This window comes from Nonomuraea deserti (assembly GCF_004348685.1).
Lineage (GTDB): Bacteria > Actinomycetota > Actinomycetes > Streptosporangiales > Streptosporangiaceae > Nonomuraea > Nonomuraea deserti.
In genome coordinates this window covers 12,264-28,363 of the sequence record NZ_SMKO01000127.1, presented here as the reverse complement: position 1 = coordinate 28,363, position 16,100 = coordinate 12,264, and the positions used below count along the sequence as shown (strand labels likewise).

13 protein-coding genes are annotated in these 16,100 nt (G+C 70.7%); 3 read left to right on the top strand and 10 right to left on the bottom strand.

Annotated features, from left to right (window positions below; translation table 11 throughout):
- The coding region (locus E1292_RS33825; protein WP_165974874.1) for an ABC transporter substrate-binding protein at positions 1–756 on the bottom strand (756 nt) is incomplete at its 3' end.
- A 232-nt stretch (positions 757–988) separates the two neighbouring features.
- Here E1292_RS33825 and E1292_RS33820 point away from each other — a divergent pair.
- From E1292_RS33820 to E1292_RS33810, 3 genes are all read left to right on the top strand, one after another.
- Positions 989–2,557 (top strand): MFS transporter, encoded by a 1,569-nt coding sequence (locus E1292_RS33820; protein WP_220447185.1) that lies wholly within the window; start codon positions 989–991, stop codon positions 2,555–2,557.
- 549 nt (positions 2,558–3,106) lie between these two features.
- Positions 3,107–3,484: a hypothetical protein gene (locus tag E1292_RS33815; RefSeq protein WP_132600605.1), complete on the top strand. Its 378-nt coding sequence runs from the start codon at positions 3,107–3,109 to the stop codon at positions 3,482–3,484.
- 347 nt (positions 3,485–3,831) lie between these two features.
- Positions 3,832–5,217 (top strand): hypothetical protein, encoded by a 1,386-nt coding sequence (locus tag E1292_RS33810; protein WP_132600602.1) that lies wholly within the window; start codon positions 3,832–3,834, stop codon positions 5,215–5,217.
- Between the two features lie 54 nt (positions 5,218–5,271).
- On the opposite strand, the gene E1292_RS33805 is transcribed toward E1292_RS33810, so the two are convergent.
- The 9 genes from E1292_RS33805 to E1292_RS33765 all read right to left on the bottom strand — a co-directional run bounded on the left by E1292_RS33805 (position 5,272) and on the right by E1292_RS33765 (position 15,983).
- Positions 5,272–6,693 carry a pyridoxal phosphate-dependent decarboxylase family protein gene (locus E1292_RS33805; RefSeq protein ID WP_246090519.1) on the bottom strand — a complete coding sequence of 474 codons (1,422 nt, stop codon included), beginning with the start codon at positions 6,691–6,693 and terminating at the stop codon, positions 5,272–5,274.
- A 34-nt stretch (positions 6,694–6,727) separates the two neighbouring features.
- Positions 6,728–7,357, bottom strand: a complete 630-nt coding sequence (locus E1292_RS33800; RefSeq protein ID WP_132600599.1) for a TetR/AcrR family transcriptional regulator — start codon at positions 7,355–7,357, stop codon at positions 6,728–6,730.
- 152 nt (positions 7,358–7,509) lie between these two features.
- Positions 7,510–8,688 (bottom strand): ABC transporter permease, encoded by a 1,179-nt coding sequence (locus E1292_RS33795; protein WP_132600596.1) that lies wholly within the window; start codon positions 8,686–8,688, stop codon positions 7,510–7,512.
- Entirely contained in the window at positions 8,670–9,482 is an 813-nt protein-coding gene (locus E1292_RS33790; RefSeq protein ID WP_132600593.1) for an ABC transporter ATP-binding protein, read from the bottom strand. Before E1292_RS33790 ends, E1292_RS33795 begins: the two co-directional genes overlap by 19 nt.
- Positions 9,475–11,232 carry a peptidoglycan-binding protein gene (locus E1292_RS33785; protein WP_132600590.1) on the bottom strand — a complete coding sequence of 586 codons (1,758 nt, stop codon included), beginning with the start codon at positions 11,230–11,232 and terminating at the stop codon, positions 9,475–9,477. Before E1292_RS33785 ends, E1292_RS33790 begins: the two co-directional genes overlap by 8 nt.
- Positions 11,233–11,239: 7 nt before the next feature.
- On the bottom strand, positions 11,240–12,139 hold the full coding sequence (locus tag E1292_RS33780; protein WP_132600587.1) for a hypothetical protein: 900 nt from the start codon (positions 12,137–12,139) through the stop codon (positions 11,240–11,242).
- Positions 12,140–12,172: 33 nt separating this feature from the next.
- Positions 12,173–13,075 (bottom strand): hypothetical protein, encoded by a 903-nt coding sequence (locus tag E1292_RS33775; RefSeq protein WP_132600584.1) that lies wholly within the window; start codon positions 13,073–13,075, stop codon positions 12,173–12,175.
- On the bottom strand, positions 13,072–13,395 hold the full coding sequence (locus E1292_RS33770) for a PadR family transcriptional regulator (protein ID WP_132600581.1): 324 nt from the start codon (positions 13,393–13,395) through the stop codon (positions 13,072–13,074). Before E1292_RS33770 ends, E1292_RS33775 begins: the two co-directional genes overlap by 4 nt.
- A gap of 50 nt (positions 13,396–13,445) precedes the next feature.
- Positions 13,446–15,983: a glycoside hydrolase family 9 protein gene (locus E1292_RS33765; RefSeq protein ID WP_132600578.1), complete on the bottom strand. Its 2,538-nt coding sequence runs from the start codon at positions 15,981–15,983 to the stop codon at positions 13,446–13,448.
- Positions 15,984–16,100: the final 117 nt, after the last annotated feature.

Here is a 16,100-nt window from a genome sequence, read left to right as displayed (position 1 = left end):
GCCCTCGACCACCGTCCCGCCCTCGACCACCGTCCCGCTCCCGCCCGTTTCGCCCTCGCTCGGGAACCACTGACCGACCCCGTAGATCCCGCGCGGATCGCCGACCGCCTCCCCGAACGCCCGCACGCCCGCCGCCACGGCGCAGACCACCCGCGGGTTCGAGACCCGCCGCAGCACCTCGACGTCCTCCTCGAAAGCCCCGCAGCACAGCAGGTTCCACGACCCGCCGGCGGGCAGCGCGTCGCCGGGCCCGGCCACGGTCACCGGGATGCCGCGCTCGTTCGCGGCCCGCTCGGCGCCCGCCGCCACCTGCCGTCCGAAGCCTCCCTTGCCGGGCACGACCCACAACCGGTCGCGCTCGCCGTCCTCGGCCAGCCGCCGCACGAACGGCTCCGCGTACGCGCTGGCCGGGGCCGGGATCGACACGACATGACCGGGATGCGCGGTCTGCACGTCATCACCCGCCCCGCCGTGGTTCCAGACCAGAAGGTCCAGCGCCGCCGCGACCCGTCCCGCCCTGCGCATGAGATGCGTGGAGTACGGCCCCAGCAGCAGGTCGCACCGGGCCGCCAGCCCGCGCAGCACCCGCTCCAGCACGTCGGGATCGCTGTGATCGTCCTCGACGACCAGTTCCACACCGTCCTCGGCGGCCTGCCAGATCTCCAGCCCGAGCCTGGCCTGCTCACCGAACCGGGCGTACTTGCCGGACAGGGACAGCGGCACTCCGAGCCGGAGCCGGGCGACCTGCGATGTCATCTCCTCAGCATGCAACCCGGGTGCCGGGAGCAGATCCGTGACTCCGCGAGTTCATATTGCGGTGTGTCCGGTAATTGTCCTGATGCTGACCTGTGCCGGCCGCTCGGCGGTCGATAGTTTCGACAATTTGAGCGAAAAGTATGGAAGACGTCACCTGGTTCACTTCGTCCAGTGGGGCCGTCGCCCAAGCGCAGGAGGATGATCGTATGGCCTCAGGACACGCTCTAAGGACATGTCCTCCGACTGGTGGTCGGGCCACGCTCGGATCCGTTGCCCGGCCGCGATGCGAACAGGGAACATCGACGTGACGACCCCGCCAGGCCCGGGGATCCCGGCGCCCGTTCGGCTGGGCACACCGGCAGGGCGGTGGACACTCGTCATCACCGCCGTTGGCTCCGGACTGGTGCTGCTCGAGGCGACGGTGGTCAATGTGGCATTGCCGGCGCTCGAGCGGAACCTGGACGCGTCGCTGGCCGGCCTGCAGTGGACCGTCAATGCGTTCACGCTCACGCTGTCCGCGCTGATCCTGCTCGGGGGCGGCCTGGGCGACAGGTTCGGGCGCCGGCGCGTCTATCTGATCGGCGTGGCGTGGTTCGCGGCCGCGTCGTTGTTGTGTGGTGTGGCGCCGACCCTGGAGTGGTTGATCGTCGGTCGCGCATTGCAGGGGATCGGCGGCGCCCTGGTCGTGCCGGGTTCGCTCGCCCTGATCCAGTCGTCGTTCCATCCCGATGATCGAGCCCGGGCGATCGGGTGGTGGTCGGGGATGAGCGGGATGGCCGGCGCCGCGGGGCCGCTGCTCGGTGGGGTGCTGGTGGATGTGGCGGGGTGGCGGTGGGTGTTTCTGATCAATGTCCCGGTTTCCGCGTTGCTCGCCTGGATGCTGGTCGCTCATGTGCCGGAAAGCCGTCACAGCGAGCTTTCCGGCAGGTTCGATGTGGCCGGGGCGGTGTTGGCGGCGCTCGGCCTGGGAGCGATGACCTTCGCGCTGATCCGGGCCGTCGATGACCTCGGCGCGGCGGCGTTCGCCGCTCTCCTCGCGCTGGTGGCCTCTCTGGCTTTCGTATGGATCGAGCGGCGTAGCCGAGCACCCATGCTGCCGCTCGGACTTTTCTCCTCTCGCTCGTTCAGCGTCGCCAATCTGGCTGGCTTCTTCCTGTACGGCGGGCTGGCCGGGCTGTTCTTCCTGCTGCCGATCCAACTGCAAGTCACCGCCGGCTACAGCACCCTGGCAACCGGATTGGCGCTGCTTCCTCTCACCGTGCTGACGCTCGTCCTGTCCGCGTGGGGCGGAACTCTCACTACGCGGACCGGTCCCCGCATTCCTCTGGCGGCGGGTGCTCTCCTGTGCGGGCTTGCGCTTCTCCTGGCGACCCGGATCGGTCCAGACGCTGCCTATCTGTCCCACGTCCTGCCGGTGGTGGCGCTCGTCGGGCTGGGTATCCCGATGATCACGCCGCCCATCACCGCCACCGTGCTCGGTGCTGTCCCCGACGCGCGTGCCGGCACCGCCAGCGCCGTCAGCAACGGGGTGGCCCGGGCGGCCGGCCTGATCGTCGTCGCCGCCCTTCCGCTGCTGGCAGGGCTGCCGCAGGAGGCCGCGAACAATCCGGCCGCCCTCGACCGCGGGTTCGACGCCGGCATGTTGATCTGTGGGGGCTTGTTCGTCCTCGGCGGCATCATCGTCTGGTTCGGCGTACCTCGCTACACCAGCGTTCCCGCCGAGCCGATATGCCGTCACCACTGGACCGGCTGTCCGCAACTCGCCGAGTCACGGCGGCCTTCGACGGGCCCCGCTTCCTGAGCGGCCTCTAGTTCGGCACATAGCTCGTCAATGAAGTTCATACCCTGCCGCCACCTCGCCTACTTGTCGTCGGCTTACATGTGCAGGATGCGCCCATGTGTGAATCGCGTCATATCTGGGACCAACGTGCCGCAGCGTCTCCTCGCGAAGGCATGCAGGATCATGCTCAGGATTTCGACGGGATCAAAGCTGCACAACGGAGAGCCGGACATATCCCTTTGGAGGGGGATGACGTCTGCGTCGCGGGGATGGGGCTTCGTGGCGGGCCTCGGCGCCCGGTGCGGCACGCACGTCGTCAGGGGTGGTCACCGCGTCGTCTGGGTCGAGCCGGCGGATGCCGGTGCCGTGCCGGAGACGTGATGGCGACCTGCAGCACCGAGCGGATGGCCACGGCCCAGCGGCGGAAATCAGGGGATTCCCGTTCTCTGATGGCCGGTAAATGTCCTGGCACTGACCTGTGCCCGCCATTCTGCGGTCGATAGCGTGATAATCGCCTGAAAGGTGCCACAGCAGGGCAACACTCGGCAAGGGGGCAATATTCACATGTCTGTGAAACGATCTGTCACCGCGATTCTCGCGGCGACCGTAACGGCGTTGACCATGGCGCCGACATCAGCGGACGCGGCGGCCGCGCGGCAGAGGTGTAATGACATCTCCGGCTCGCCTCTCTGTATCGTGGTCGGCGGGGTGAATCAGACGACATTTATCAGGACCTACTATCACAAGAGAAGTGGTCCGAAGCGTTACGTCGGTCTGTATGTCGCGCTGTGCGACACCGCCGGGCGACGGGTCTTCAACGGATATGTCAGTGCCGGCCAGGTCGTGACCGGCGGAGTGAGGCGCTGGGTCAGCAGCGGCGGCTGCTACATCGGCTTCATGCGGATCGGCAACGCGCAGTACACCACGGGGCGGCTGATCGCGAGATAGGCGGCGTCCTCTTCCGGCAGCGAGCTCGTGTCGTCGGCTCGCCGGAATCCGTCGCGGAAGTCCGACAGGGGTGCGGGCCTTCTCATCGGCCCGCGCCCCTTCTTCGCCTAAGGCTGGACGGGGTGGGACGGTGCGCTGCTCGGACTCGCGGATCGCGTTACGGTCGCCGGTGAACGCCACCGAAAGGTAGCGATAATGAGACGAATATCGTGATCGAAAAGGAGTGATACAGCGGGTTGCGCGTGATTAGGTAAGGAGGCTTGCCGAAGCTCTGCCGTGCCCCGGCACAGATCGGGCCGGGCGGCTGCCGCTTCGCGGCATAGTCTCTTTCTGAACGGAGCAACGCCTTGACGACCTCGAAGGGTTTATTCCGCAGGCTGGCGGCGGTGGGCGCCGGCCTGGCCATGGCCGGGACCATGGTCACCGGATTGCTTGTCACTCCCGCCGCGGCTGCGAGCACCACGGCCGCCAAGCCGAAGGTCTCGGTGGCGACGCCGAAGGCCTCCCCCAAGGACTACGAGGGAGGATGCCCGGTCAAGGTCACCTTCTCCTCGAAGGTGAAGATCAAGCCCACGAGCAGCAAGACGCGGGTCGTCTACCGCTGGCTGCACGGCGACGGCTCCAAGAGCAAGGTGAAGTCCTACACGCTCAAGGGCAAGAGCGCCAGGTGGGTCACCTTCAAGGAGTCCGCCACCTTCAAGAAGGACGTGAAGAAGAACTGGCAGGCGCTGCAGGTCCTCTCGCCGCGGAAGGTGACCTCCAAGAAGGGCTACTTCTCGGTCGACTGTGAGAAGCAGGTCGTGCTCAAGCCGGCTCAGAGGCCCTGGGTCAAGGCTCACGTCAAGGTGGACCGTTACACCAGCTCCTGCGACTCCCGGATCGACGCGGTCGGCTCGATCCGCGTCGGCAAGCCCTCGTGGGTGAAGTACCGCTGGCTGCGGAACGGCCGCGTCGTGGACTCCGGCAGCGTCAAGGTCTGGAACGACCGCAGGGTCCACTACTCCTTCAAGCCCGGCGGCAGCCACAAGGGCTGGGTGGCGCTCGAGATCGTGCGTCCCGGCCACACCTACTCCGGCCGGGCGTACTACGAGGTGCGGTGCGAGGCCGACGCCAGGGCGACGGCCGCGGTGAGCGCTCCCGCCGACTACCGGGGCAGCTGCCCGGTCGGCAGGAAGTTCCACGGCATCGTCGACGCCCACGGCGCGAGCACGACCGTGAAGTACCGCTGGGCCGGTCCGGGCTACCGCGGCCCCGTCATGTCCCTGTACTTCCCCCGCCACTCCGCCGCCCAGAGCGTGAGCCACACGGTGACCGCGTCCGAGAGCGGCGGCGTCAAGCGCTGGATCGAGATCGTCGGCCCGAACCACACGCGCTCCAACACCGCCTCCACCATGGTGACGTGCAAGGACACCGTCGCGACGGCGTCGATCTCCAACCTGCGCACCGCCCCTGACAACGCGACGTGCGCGCTGGGGTCCAGCCCCGCCGTCGATGTCTTCGCCGACATCACCGTGACGGGTCCGACCACGCTGACCTACCAGTGGGTCATCAAGGGCAACGTGCCCGAGGGCCGCACCACCGTCCAGCTCGACAAGGCGGGCGTCCATCCCGTGACGGCCGGCGTCTCGGCGATCGCTCCCCCGACCAGCGCGGGGGAGATCACGCTCGAGATCCTCGCCCCGAACGCCACCGCCGCCACGACGGCGTGGTCCTACACCTGCCCCACCGCCTGATCCAAGGCCCCCGCACGGGCGCGGCGCCCGCCACGGCGCCGCGCCTTCGCGTTCCTACGAGCCGTAGACGATCGACAGGAAGCGCACCAGCACCGCCTCCCTGGCCGCGGCGGGGAGCGCGTCCAGCACGGCGTTGACCGTCGCCATCTCCGGCTGACCCGCCCCCGGCCGCAGGTCCACGCCCACCGACGCGGCCAGCTCCGCGAACGCGGCGTCGTCCAGCGCATCCAGGTCCAGCCCCGCCACCAGCTCCACCAGCCCGCCGGGCAGCACGACCGGGCCGCGCAGCCGGGCGGCCTCGGCCGACTCGGCGATGACCTTCAGCATGGCCTCCACCCCCGCCGCCGTCACCCCCGTGACCGTGATGTGCAGGTTGGCCGGGATGCCGGCGTAGGAGAGCTGCGGTTGCAGGAACCAGCCCCGCGCCCTGGCCTCGTCCGCCAGCACGAACACGTCGATCCCGTCCCCGGTGAACGCCACCAGCGACGATTCCGGCTCGCCCAGCACGCGCAGCCCGGGGATCGCGGAGATCCCCTCGCGCAGCCTGGCCGTCGCCTCCAGCGCGGCCCGGCCGAGCTCGACGTACCCCTGCCTGCCGAGCGCCTGCAACGTGGCCCACGCGCCGCCGAGCGGCCCCGCCGACCTGGAGCTCTGCACGGTCGCGTTGATGATCGTGTAACCGGGCCAGGCCGCCGAGGCGAAGTACGCCCGGCGCCGCATCGCCGGATCGGCGAACAGCACCACCGAGGCGCCCTTGGGGGCGTACCCGAACTTGTGCAGGTCGCAGGAGACGGACGTGACCCCCGGCACGGACAGGTCGAACGGCGGGACCGCCGCGCCCGCCTCCCGTAACCACGGCAGCAGCCACCCGCCGACGCACGCGTCCACGTGGCACGGGACGCCCGCGCCCGCGGCCACGGCGGCGACCTCCTCGATCGGGTCGATCACCCCTTGGGGGTAGGAGGGCGCGGACGCGACCACGAGGACCGTGTCCGCGTCGATCGCGGCCTCGACGTCGCCGGCCCGCACCTTGTACGTCGCCAGGTCCACGGGCACCGGCACGACCTCGATCCCGAGGTAGTGCGCCGCCTTGTGGAAGGCGGGATGGGCGGTGACCGGCAGCACGAGGTTGGGGCGGGACCGCCGGGCGGCGTCGCGGGCGGCCTTGACCGCCAGCATGATCGATTCGGTGCCGCCGCTGGTGAAGATGCCGTGGCCGCCGCCGAGCAGGTCCGCGACCGCGCCGACGACCTGCCGCTCCATCTCGACCACGCTGGGGAACGCGGTCGGGTCGAGGCAGTTGACCTCCAGCATCTCGACGTACGCCCGCGCCGCCGCCGCGCCGACCTCGGCCCGCCCGGTGTCGTAGACGTACGCGGTCACCTGGCCGCCGCGCACCGGTAAGTCGTGCTGTTTGAGCCTGGCCATCTCGGCCAGCAGGTCCTCGGCCGTCCGTCCGGTCGGGGGAAGGTTCACGCGGCTCCTTCGTTGCGAGAGCTACTGGCACAGCTCACCGGGGGTCGCCCGGCAGGCCGAGCATGCGGTGCAGGGTCAGGTGCAGGTGGGCGCGGAAGCGGCGCAGCGCGGCCCGGTCGCCGGCCCCTCTGCGGCGGCCCTGGTCGTCGAGCACTCCGCCCTTGGCGAAGCCGTGCACGGACCAGACGACCGTCCACATCGCGTATTCGAGGTCCACTCTCGCGTCGATCAGCCCCGACTCGGCGATGGGCCGCATGGTGGCGGTGACCGCGGCGAAGAGCGGCCGCACGTAGCGGCGCTCCAGCTCGGTGATGTCGCCCGCGTCGGAGAGCCATCGGTGCATCCACAGGGCGGGCACCTCGGGGTTGTCCACGCAGAAGTCGAGGTAGTCGTCGACCAGCCGGTGGATCCCGGCCGCGGGGTCGTCGCCCGGCAGCCGGCCGAGCGCCTGCTCCAGGGCCGCCTTCTCCGCCTGGTGCGCGCGCTCCATGACGGCGAGGTAGAGCTCACGCTTGCCGCCCACGTGGTAGTTGACGGTGGCGATGTTGAGCCCGGCCGCGTCGGCGATCTGGCGCGTCGAGGTGCCGTCGTAGCCCAGCGCGGCGAACAGCCGGGTCGCGACCTTGAGGATCAGCGCGACCTGTGCGGTCTCGGCAGGTGCCATATTACCGAACGTAATTCGGCCGCCACACCTCAGTCAATCACTTGATGGAGAAACTTCCTTCGGCCGCCGTGGCACGGATCAACCGTGCTTGCTGCCCAAACGCCAGCATGTCCTGGCTTTGGCAGAATGCCTGGTCGGAGCCATGGTGTGCCTCACCTCAGAGCGTCTACCGGCTCCATACTGGCCGCGCGCAGCGCCGGGTAGAGCCCGGCCAGCAGCCCTACCGCTGCCCCCGCGATCGGTGCGGCGATCGCCAGGCGTACGTCCAGGAGCGGTGTCCACTGCTTGGCGGCCGAGACGGCGACCACGGTGACCACGCCCAGACTGGCGCCGATCACGCCGCCGGTCAGCCCGATCAGCGTCGACTCCAGGAGGAACTGCGCGGCGATGTGCCGGCGGGCGGCGCCGAGCGCGCGGCGCAGGCCGATCTCCGGTACGCGCTCCATGACGGTGACCAGGGTGACGTTCGCGATGCCGACGGCACCCACGACCAGCGAGACCAGGCCGAGGATGAGAAAGAGGGCGTTGACGTCGTCCTGCGCCTGGTCGCGGGCCCTGGTGGGGCTGGGCGGGGCGACCACCTGGAGCATGTCGCCGTTCCCCGGGCTGAGCGCGGCCGGCGCCTGGCCGGCGATCAGCCCGGCGGCGCCCAGGGTGGTGTTGACCAGCACCCGGGTGACGTCGCGCAGCCCGAACTGCCGGCCCGCGCTCGGCGGCACGATCACCGCCGTGCTCAGGTTCCGCTCGCGGCGCAGGTCGCCCATGATGCCGATGACCGTGTACGCGTGCTTGCCGATGAAGATCGCCGGCGACCGGTCGAGCCGGGTGACGCCGAGCGCCTTGGCCGCCTGGTCGCCGATCACCGCCACCCGGTCGCCCCGCCGGACGTGTCCCGTGTCGTAGAAGCGGCCCTGCACCATCCGGCCGCGTGCCGCTTCCGGCAGCCCGGTCGTCGCGGACAGCACCGTCAAGGACTGCGTGGTGACCCTGGTCGGGTCCACGATGTCGTTGGAGCGCACGGACAGGTTGGCGCTGTCCTCGCTCTCGGCCACCGCGGCGGCCGACTCCACGCCGCGCAGCCTGGCCAGCCGGTCGATCGCGTCCCACTCCACCAGCGGGGTGTGCTCCGACTCGGGTACCTCCACGGTGATGGCCGTGGCCACCAGCTCGTCGAAGCGGCCGACGATCTGGTTGCCCGCCGTCGCGGCCACGCCGAGCGTGACGACGAGCGTCGTGATGCCGAGCACGGTGCCGAGCGTGGTGAGGGCCGAGCGCACCGGCCTGGCGAGCATGCCGGCGACGGCCTCGCCGATCAGGTCGCGTACGTGCACCAGCCCTCCTCCACCAGCACACCGTCGGTGATGCGCACCCGACGCTCGGCCCGCGCGCCGACCTCCTGCTCGTGCGTGATGACCACGATCGTCAGCCCCTGCCCGCGCAGCTCGTCGAACAGGTCGAGCACCGCCTCGGTGTTGCGGCTGTCGAGGTTGCCGGTGGGCTCGTCGCACAGCAGCAGCGACGGCTCGCCCATGAGAGCTCTGGCGATGGCCGCCCGCTGGCGTTCGCCGCCGGACAGCAGGCCGGGCAGGAAGCCGGCGCGGTGGGCGACGCCGACCCGCTCCAGCGCGGCCATCGCCCGTGCGCGCCTGCCGCCGCGTCGCCCCTGCTTGACCGTGCCCAAGGACCACCGGGGCGAAGCCATCGAGGCGTTCCCGGCGCCCACCACGGCCGTGCCGGAACCCGCCGGCTCGTTCCTGGCTCTACCCTTCCGAGCTCCTCCGCTCCGGTAGATCTCGGCGAGCATGACGTTCTCCACGACGCTGCGGTGGGACAGCAGGTGGAACGACTGGAAGACGAAGCCGATCCGATCGCCGCGCAACCGGGTCCTGGCGCCGTCGCGCAGGGCCGTGGTCTCGGTGCCGTCGAGCCGGTAGCTGCCCGAACTGGGCCGGTCGAGCAGGCCGAGCACGTTGAGCAGGGTGGACTTGCCGGAGCCCGACGGGCCCGCGACGGCCAGGTAGTCGCCCCTGTCCACCCTGAGCGTGACGCGGTCGAGGGCGCGGACCGGCGGCCGGGCGGGGAACTCCCTGCACACCTCCGTCAGCTCGATGACCGGTTCAGCCACCGCTGACCACCACCCGGTCGCCCTCCTTGAGCTCGCCGGTGACCTCCACGTTCCCGTCCGCGGTCAGGCCCGTGCGCACTTCGACGTCCTTGGTCCTGTCGGGCGCGTCCTCGACGCGTACGCGGGCCTTCCCGTCCGCCGAGGTGATCACCGCGACCACCGGAACCACCAGCACGGGCTCCTCGGTCGCCCCCACGGTGACCCGCGCCGTCACCGCCGTCCCCGCCTTGAGCCCCTTGCTCTTCGCGGGCGTGAGCAAGATCGGCACGGCGCCGTCCGCGGGCTTCTCGGCACCCGGCACCTCGGCCCTGTCGCCGACCGCGGTGAGCGTGGCCCGGTACGTCGTGCCCGTGTCGAGCTCGATGCTCGCCTCCATGCCCGCGCGCAGCAGCTCGGACTCCGCCGCCTCGACGCTCGCGGTCACCATGAACGACGAGCTGGTCACGGTGGCGACCTCGTCCTCGATCCGCTGCCCGGCCTTGACCGACACCTTCTGCACCCGGGCGGGCAGCTTCGGCAGGAACACCACCTCGCCGGGCGGGACGGAGGTGCCGTACGTGCGGGCGTACTCGGCCAGCATCGACTTGGCCGCCGCCACGTCCTTCCTGGCGCCCGCCACCTTGAGCCTGGTGGGGGAGAGCTGCCTGGCCTGGCGCAGCGCCTGCCGCGCCGTGACCAGCGTCTCCTCGGCGGTGCGCACGGCCTTGCGCAGCTCCTCCAGCCGCTTATCCCTGGCCTGCCGGGCCTTCTCCAGGACGCGGCCGCGCGCCTCGCGGGCCGCGGCGAGGTCGGCCCTGGCGTTCTCGACCCTCATCCGCAGCAGGCCTGTGTCAGCCGGGGGCTGGGTCGCCGCGACGACGGAGGTCCTGGACGTGGGCGTGGCCGTGGGGCTGGGTGTCGGCTGGGTCCTGGCCGTCTCAAGCGCCTGCTCGGCCGCCGCCAGCTTCTCCTCCGCCGCGCGCACGGCCGCGTCGGCCGCCGCGAGCCCGGTCTCGTCCTCGGGCGTCAGCCGCTGTGCCTCGGCCTCCTTCAGCGCCCGTTTCGCCGACGTCATGTCCGCCTCGGCGTTGTCCAGCTTGACCTTCAGCGGCAGAACGTCGCGGCCCTGGTCGAGCGCCTGCTTCTCGGTCGCGAGGGTCTCCTGCGCCGTCTGTACGGCCTTGCGCAGCGTGTCGTACGCCTGCCGGTCGGTCAGCGTCGGCTGCTGGGCCTCGTACCCCTTCTTCGTGTACATCCTGGTGAGCGCGGCGATCGTGGCGCGGTCGAACACGCCCGTCAGCGGGCCGCCGAAGCCCAGCCGGCGCAGCGCCCGCTGCAGTTGCCTGACGTCGTCGCCCTTGCTGCCGGGAGTGATCGTGCGGTGCATCGGCACGGAGCCGCGCAGCGCGAACGCCGGGCGGCCGTTGACCTCCATCAGCACCGCGCCCTCCTTGATCCGGCCCTTGCGCGGTGCCCGGGTCGCCCGCTGAAGCCCTGACGCGCCGCCGACCGGGTCACCCACCGGGCCGCCGACCGCTCCGGCGAGGTTGATGGGCAGGGGCGAGCCGTACTCCAGGGTGCCGCTGGTCACGACGGTGCTGACGAGCTTGCGGCGCTCGACGGCGGCGGTGACGAGCGAGGGCCGGGGCGCAACCCTGCGGGCCGCCTCGTCGGCGGGTGAGCGTAACCGGGTGCTCAACGCCCAGCCCACGGCGGCGATGACGACGACGCCGGCGATGACGCCGGCCATGAGCCTGCGTGGCGACTTCATAGCGTCTTCACATGCCGAACTGTTCATTGACCTGCTTGTCGATCACCTGCTCGCGCGGCAGGTAGGCGGGGTAGAAGTCCTTGCCGCACTCCAGGTCGTCGAGCGCCGCCTTGATCTCCCTGTTCAGGTAGGGTCTGGCCTCCTCGGGAGTGAGGGTCGGCGCGTAGATGGCCGGCACCTCGTCCTTCTTCGCCGGAGGTGCGACGTCGGGCACGTCGTCCCGCTGCGCCCGGCCCAGCTTGTCCTCCTGGGCCTGGAACGTCCTCGGGCCGCGCTCCGCCATGGCCAGCGGCGTGGTGTCGCTGATCGCGTGGCCCTTGCCCTTCAGGCAGGTGGCCATGGCGCCGGCGAGCTCCATCAGCTCGGGATCGCTGTTGACGACGCTCTTGAGCGCGCGCCGGCGGATCTTGTTCTGCTCGGCGTAGTAGTCGACGCCCGACTTCAGCTCCAGGCCGAGCACCTGACTGGCCGCTGTGACCATGCAGGTGTCCCGCGCCTTTTGGTAGGCGCCCATTTGTGCCTTGGAGAGCGAGGACTGGATCTCCCAGTTGGGGTTGATCTCAGGGTTGTCGGGTTTGACCGCTAGGTGCCCGAGCTCCTTGGGGTAGACGTACATGGCGAACACCCCGAACCCGTATTTTTCGCGATATTTCCGCAGCGCTTGGTAGTCGCCTGCGGCGCGCTTGCGGTCCTCTTCGGTGTCCGGCTTCTGGCTGCGCGACACGAACGGGACGTACTTGAAGCCCTTCTGCTTCATGCAGTCGGCCTTGGCCGCTTCGAGCCGGTGCTTTTTGTCGCTCGTCGCGCTGGGCGAGGGCGCGGCGGTCCCCGTGGTGCTCCCGCAGCCGCATAGCACGGCCAGGGCGGCCATCGGCAGGATCGTGCGCACGCAATGTCGGTACGGCATGCCGGAGACCATACTTCGTTCAATGAAGTATTGTCAATGCAGGCAATGCCGCCGCTGCCGGAAGGGCGCGCCGGCGGCCCCGAGCGCCAGCACCGCGAGCACGGCCCAATAGGCCAGGTGCTGCCTGGTCAGCTCCGCGGAATGAGCGGCCAGGTCACCCGACGCCACCGCCAGATAGATCCCGGCCCCCAGCGCCCACCGGTAGTCGCGCGCCAGGTAGCCGCCCGCCGTCGCCAGCACGAACGCCGCCGCCTCCACGGCCATCCTGCTCAGGGAGAGGGGGAACGTGCTCTCCTCCGCCATCCACTGCGGCCCCGACCACGCGGCCGCCACGACCGCCGCGCACCACCACCACGACCTGACCCGCAGCGGCCGCCCGCGCGCCGCCAGCACCCCCAGACCGGCCAGCGCGACCGCGTAGCCACCCGCCACCACGTACGGGTCGCTGTCGGCGAACAACGCCCGATCGCCGAGGTGCGACGGGTAGACGGGCAGCATCGTGAGGTCGAAGATCTGTTGGCCGCCCGCGATCGCGACCGCCTTCATGCCGACGACCAGCGTGAGCGGGATCGCCGCCCACATCCACCCGCGCAGGACGGCGACCAGGGCGAGTGCCGACGCCGCCGTCCACAGCGGCAGCGCCCCCGCGTACGGCAGCAGCGCCGCCACCTGAGCCGCCGCCAGGGCCGTCACGCCCAGGTGCAGGCCGTCCTTCCAGGGGTTGCCCGTCGCCAGGTGAACGATGCGGCTGCGCACGCCGCCCGCCAGCAACCCCCACGCCTCCCTCGGCACGGGTACGGTCCTACCGGGATCCGCGGACTCCAGCAGCACGTCGAGCAACTCGTCACCATGGGCCGTGCGGTAGGCGCGCGGGTAGGCCCGCAGCAGCGCGCGGTAGCGGCGCTCCAGCGTGCCGCCCTGCGGGACGGCGGTCATGTGCTGGACGGCCGCAGGACGAGGGAGGCGGCCTCCTGCATCCGCCTGGCCTCGGCCTCCACGAGCGCCTGGCCCTCATCGGTGATCCTGAAGTAGCGGCGGTTGCGGCCGTTGACCGTCTCCTCCCGGTCGACGATGATCACTCCGCGCTCGTTGAGCCGTTCCAGGATGCCGTAGAGGGTGCCGACCGACGGCTGCACCCTGCCCGCGGACAGCTCCTTGATCGACTTGCTGATCGCGTGTCCGTGCAGCGGGCCCGCGCGCAGGGCGGTGAGCACGAAGTACATCGGCTCGCTGACTTCAGAAGTTCCCCTCGGCATGGGGCGACAGTATTCCGTTCAACGGAGCGTGTGCAACGGCCCCCGCCCCGTCAAGCGCAGCGCTCGCCGTTCAGGTGGAACACCTCGGGAGCCGGATCCGGGCCCGCGCCGCCGGTGCCGGCGAACCCGAACGTCACCGACCTGCCCGGCTTGATCCGGTCGTTCCAGCCCAGCCCTGTGGCCGTCACCACCGAGCCCGACTGCGCCAGCTTCACGCCCCAGCCCTCATTGACGCGCTGCCCGCCGAGCCACGACCAGCGCAGGCTCCAGCCGTCCACGCTCTGCCTGCCGGTGTTCTCGATCACCACCTGGGCGATGAACCCGCCGGGCCACGAGCCGTGCCCCGAGTAACGCACCCGGCAGTCGGAACGCCCGCCGCCGTCCGCCAGGAACGCCGACACCCAGGCCAGCGGGGCGTTCCAGTTGATGGTCAGCTCATTCGTGGCCCACGACTCGATGTCGTCGATGTAGCAGAACTGCGGCTTGCAGCCCTGCAGCAGGCGTTGCGCGATCGGGTCCTGGATGGCGGAGTTGGGGCCGCCGGCCAGCGTGCCGCGCGGCGGGTTGGGCAGGCCGGGGTCGAGCTGGCGGGCGTACCAGCGGCTGTGCTGGTTCTTCGAGGCCACCTCGCCGTAGCCGGTCACGTACGACTGGTTGAGCGCGTTACGGCCCAGGATGTAGTCCATGCCCTCGCGCACGGCCGCCCGGTACTTCTCCCGCCCGGTCAGGTCGTACGCCGTGGCCACGACGACCAGGTTGTTCAGCACCAGGTTGTTGGAGCCCCAGTCGAAGTCCGGCGGGTTGTACGGCAGCCCGTACGGGTGCGCCTTCTGCACCGCCACATACTTGTCCGCCCCCTCGATCACCGACCTGCGCACCCGGCCACGGTCGGAGATGGCGTTCGGCACGGTCGCCAGCTCCAGGCGGCCCAGCTGCGCCGTGTTGCCCCAGTCGAACCCGCGATCGCGCCAGACGTCGCCGGTGTGGTGCGGCGAACCCAGCACGAACTCCTCGAACTCCCGCTCGCCCGTCGTGATGAACAGCTCCGCCGCCGCCCAGTAGAACTCGTCGCTCACGTCGGCGTCGTTGTAGGCGCCGCCGCCGACGCCGTCGGCCGGGTCGGCGTACCGGTCCGGGTCGGCCTTCGCGGCCGCCCACGCCTTGCGGGCCGCCTCCAGGTTCCTGGCGGCGAACGCGGCGTCGTACGGCGCGAACAGCCGCGCCGCCTGCGCCGCCGTCGCGGCCAGGTTGAGGGTGGCGGCGGTGGACGGCGGGTGCAGCTCGCGCGGTTGCGGGTCCAGGTGCGGCAGCAGCGGCAGCCCGGTCCAGTTCCGGTCGTGGATCTTGTGGTGGGCCATTCCCGCGTCCGGCTCGCCGTCCGGCACCTGCATGCTCAGCAGGAACTCCTGCTCCCAGCGGGCCTCGTCCAGCACGTCGGGGACGCCGTTGCCGCTCTCCGGGATGGCGAGCTGCCCGTCCTCGAAGGCCGCCTTGTTCCGTTCGTACGCGGACATGAGCTGGTGAACCGAGATGCCGCCGTTGACGACGTACTTGCCGTGGTCGCCTGCGTCGTACCAGCCGCCCTTGACGTTCAGCGTGTAGTCGCAGACGCCCGGCTGGCACGGCACCTCGACGTCGCCCTGGTTCGGCGCGACTCCGGCGTGGCCGGCCGGCCTGCCGTAGCCGGGCCTGAGAGCGTCGAGGATCTCGATGCCGCTGCGCTGCGTGTAGTAGAACTTCAGCGCGTCGACCGGCAGCTCGTCATAGAGGTCGGCGGCGATGTCGAAGGGCCGGCTGGTCTCGCCGTCCGCCGTCACCGTGTAGCCCTTGCCCGGCTTGCGGTAGGAGCTGAAGTCGAGGGTGTGCACGTTCTCCCCGGAGCTGGCGTCCACGCCTCTCGGCGTGGTCGTGCCCCTGGCGACGGTCTCCTTCTCGGCGTTCCTGAGCTCCCACTCCAGTGCCGTGGTCCCGGTGGTGACCACGGTGGCCTTCTTGGGGCCCGCCGGGAGGTAGCCGACCATGTTCACGCGCACGCGCGGTCCGGTGTCCGGCTCGTACTCCTCCGGCTCGGCCCCGCCCTTGAGCGAGACGTCGTCCATGCAGAACCTCCATGGCTCGGCGCTGCCGCCCAGTTGGAAGACGACCTGGGCGTTCGGCAGCGACACGGGTGCGGTGAACGTATAGGAGTGGTCGTCGCCCGGGACGCTCAGCTCGGGTGCGGCCGACAGATACTGCGTCCACGGGTCCACCGGGAGCTGGATCAGCGCGCGGCCGACCTTGGCGGGGGTCGCGGAGGCGGCGAAGCGGTACGCGTACGTCTCGCCCGCCACCAGCGGGATGCCGTCCTGGCCGATGATGACGTCCCACGGGTTGGCGGTGCCGCCGGGGATGTCGGCGCACAGCCGGCCCTCGTCCACGGCGAGGGTGAGGTTGGCGGTGCCCCACCAGGGAGCGGTGCCGGCGTCGAAGGTGCCGTTCACGATCTGCTCGGGTCCCTCGTCGGCGTGCGCCGCCGTGCCTGGGTACGTGGCCGGGGACAGGGCGACCATGGTGAGGAGGGCCAGTAAGGCGGCCCGGCATCGGGTCATGGAGGTCCTTCGATGGAGGTTGGGAGCGCTCCCAAAATGGCGCGCGCCCCGATAGTGCTTTCCCGTCCGCCACCCCGTCAACGCCCCGGCGACGCCCGGCACCATCACCCCCGGAAG

Coding starts and splice junctions, on each gene's coding strand:
- E1292_RS33820 (WP_220447185.1), top strand. CDS start 989: ATGTCCTCCGACTGGTGGTCGGGCCACGCTCGGATCCGTTGCCCGGCC.
- E1292_RS33800 (WP_132600599.1), bottom strand. CDS start 7,357: ATGGCACCTGCCGAGACCGCACAGGTCGCGCTGATCCTCAAGGTCGCG.
- E1292_RS33785 (WP_132600590.1), bottom strand. CDS start 11,232: ATGAAGTCGCCACGCAGGCTCATGGCCGGCGTCATCGCCGGCGTCGTC.
- E1292_RS33780 (WP_132600587.1), bottom strand. CDS start 12,139: ATGCCGTACCGACATTGCGTGCGCACGATCCTGCCGATGGCCGCCCTG.
- E1292_RS33775 (WP_132600584.1), bottom strand. CDS start 13,075: ATGACCGCCGTCCCGCAGGGCGGCACGCTGGAGCGCCGCTACCGCGCG.
- E1292_RS33770 (WP_132600581.1), bottom strand. CDS start 13,395: ATGCCGAGGGGAACTTCTGAAGTCAGCGAGCCGATGTACTTCGTGCTC.
- E1292_RS33765 (WP_132600578.1), bottom strand. CDS start 15,983: ATGACCCGATGCCGGGCCGCCTTACTGGCCCTCCTCACCATGGTCGCC.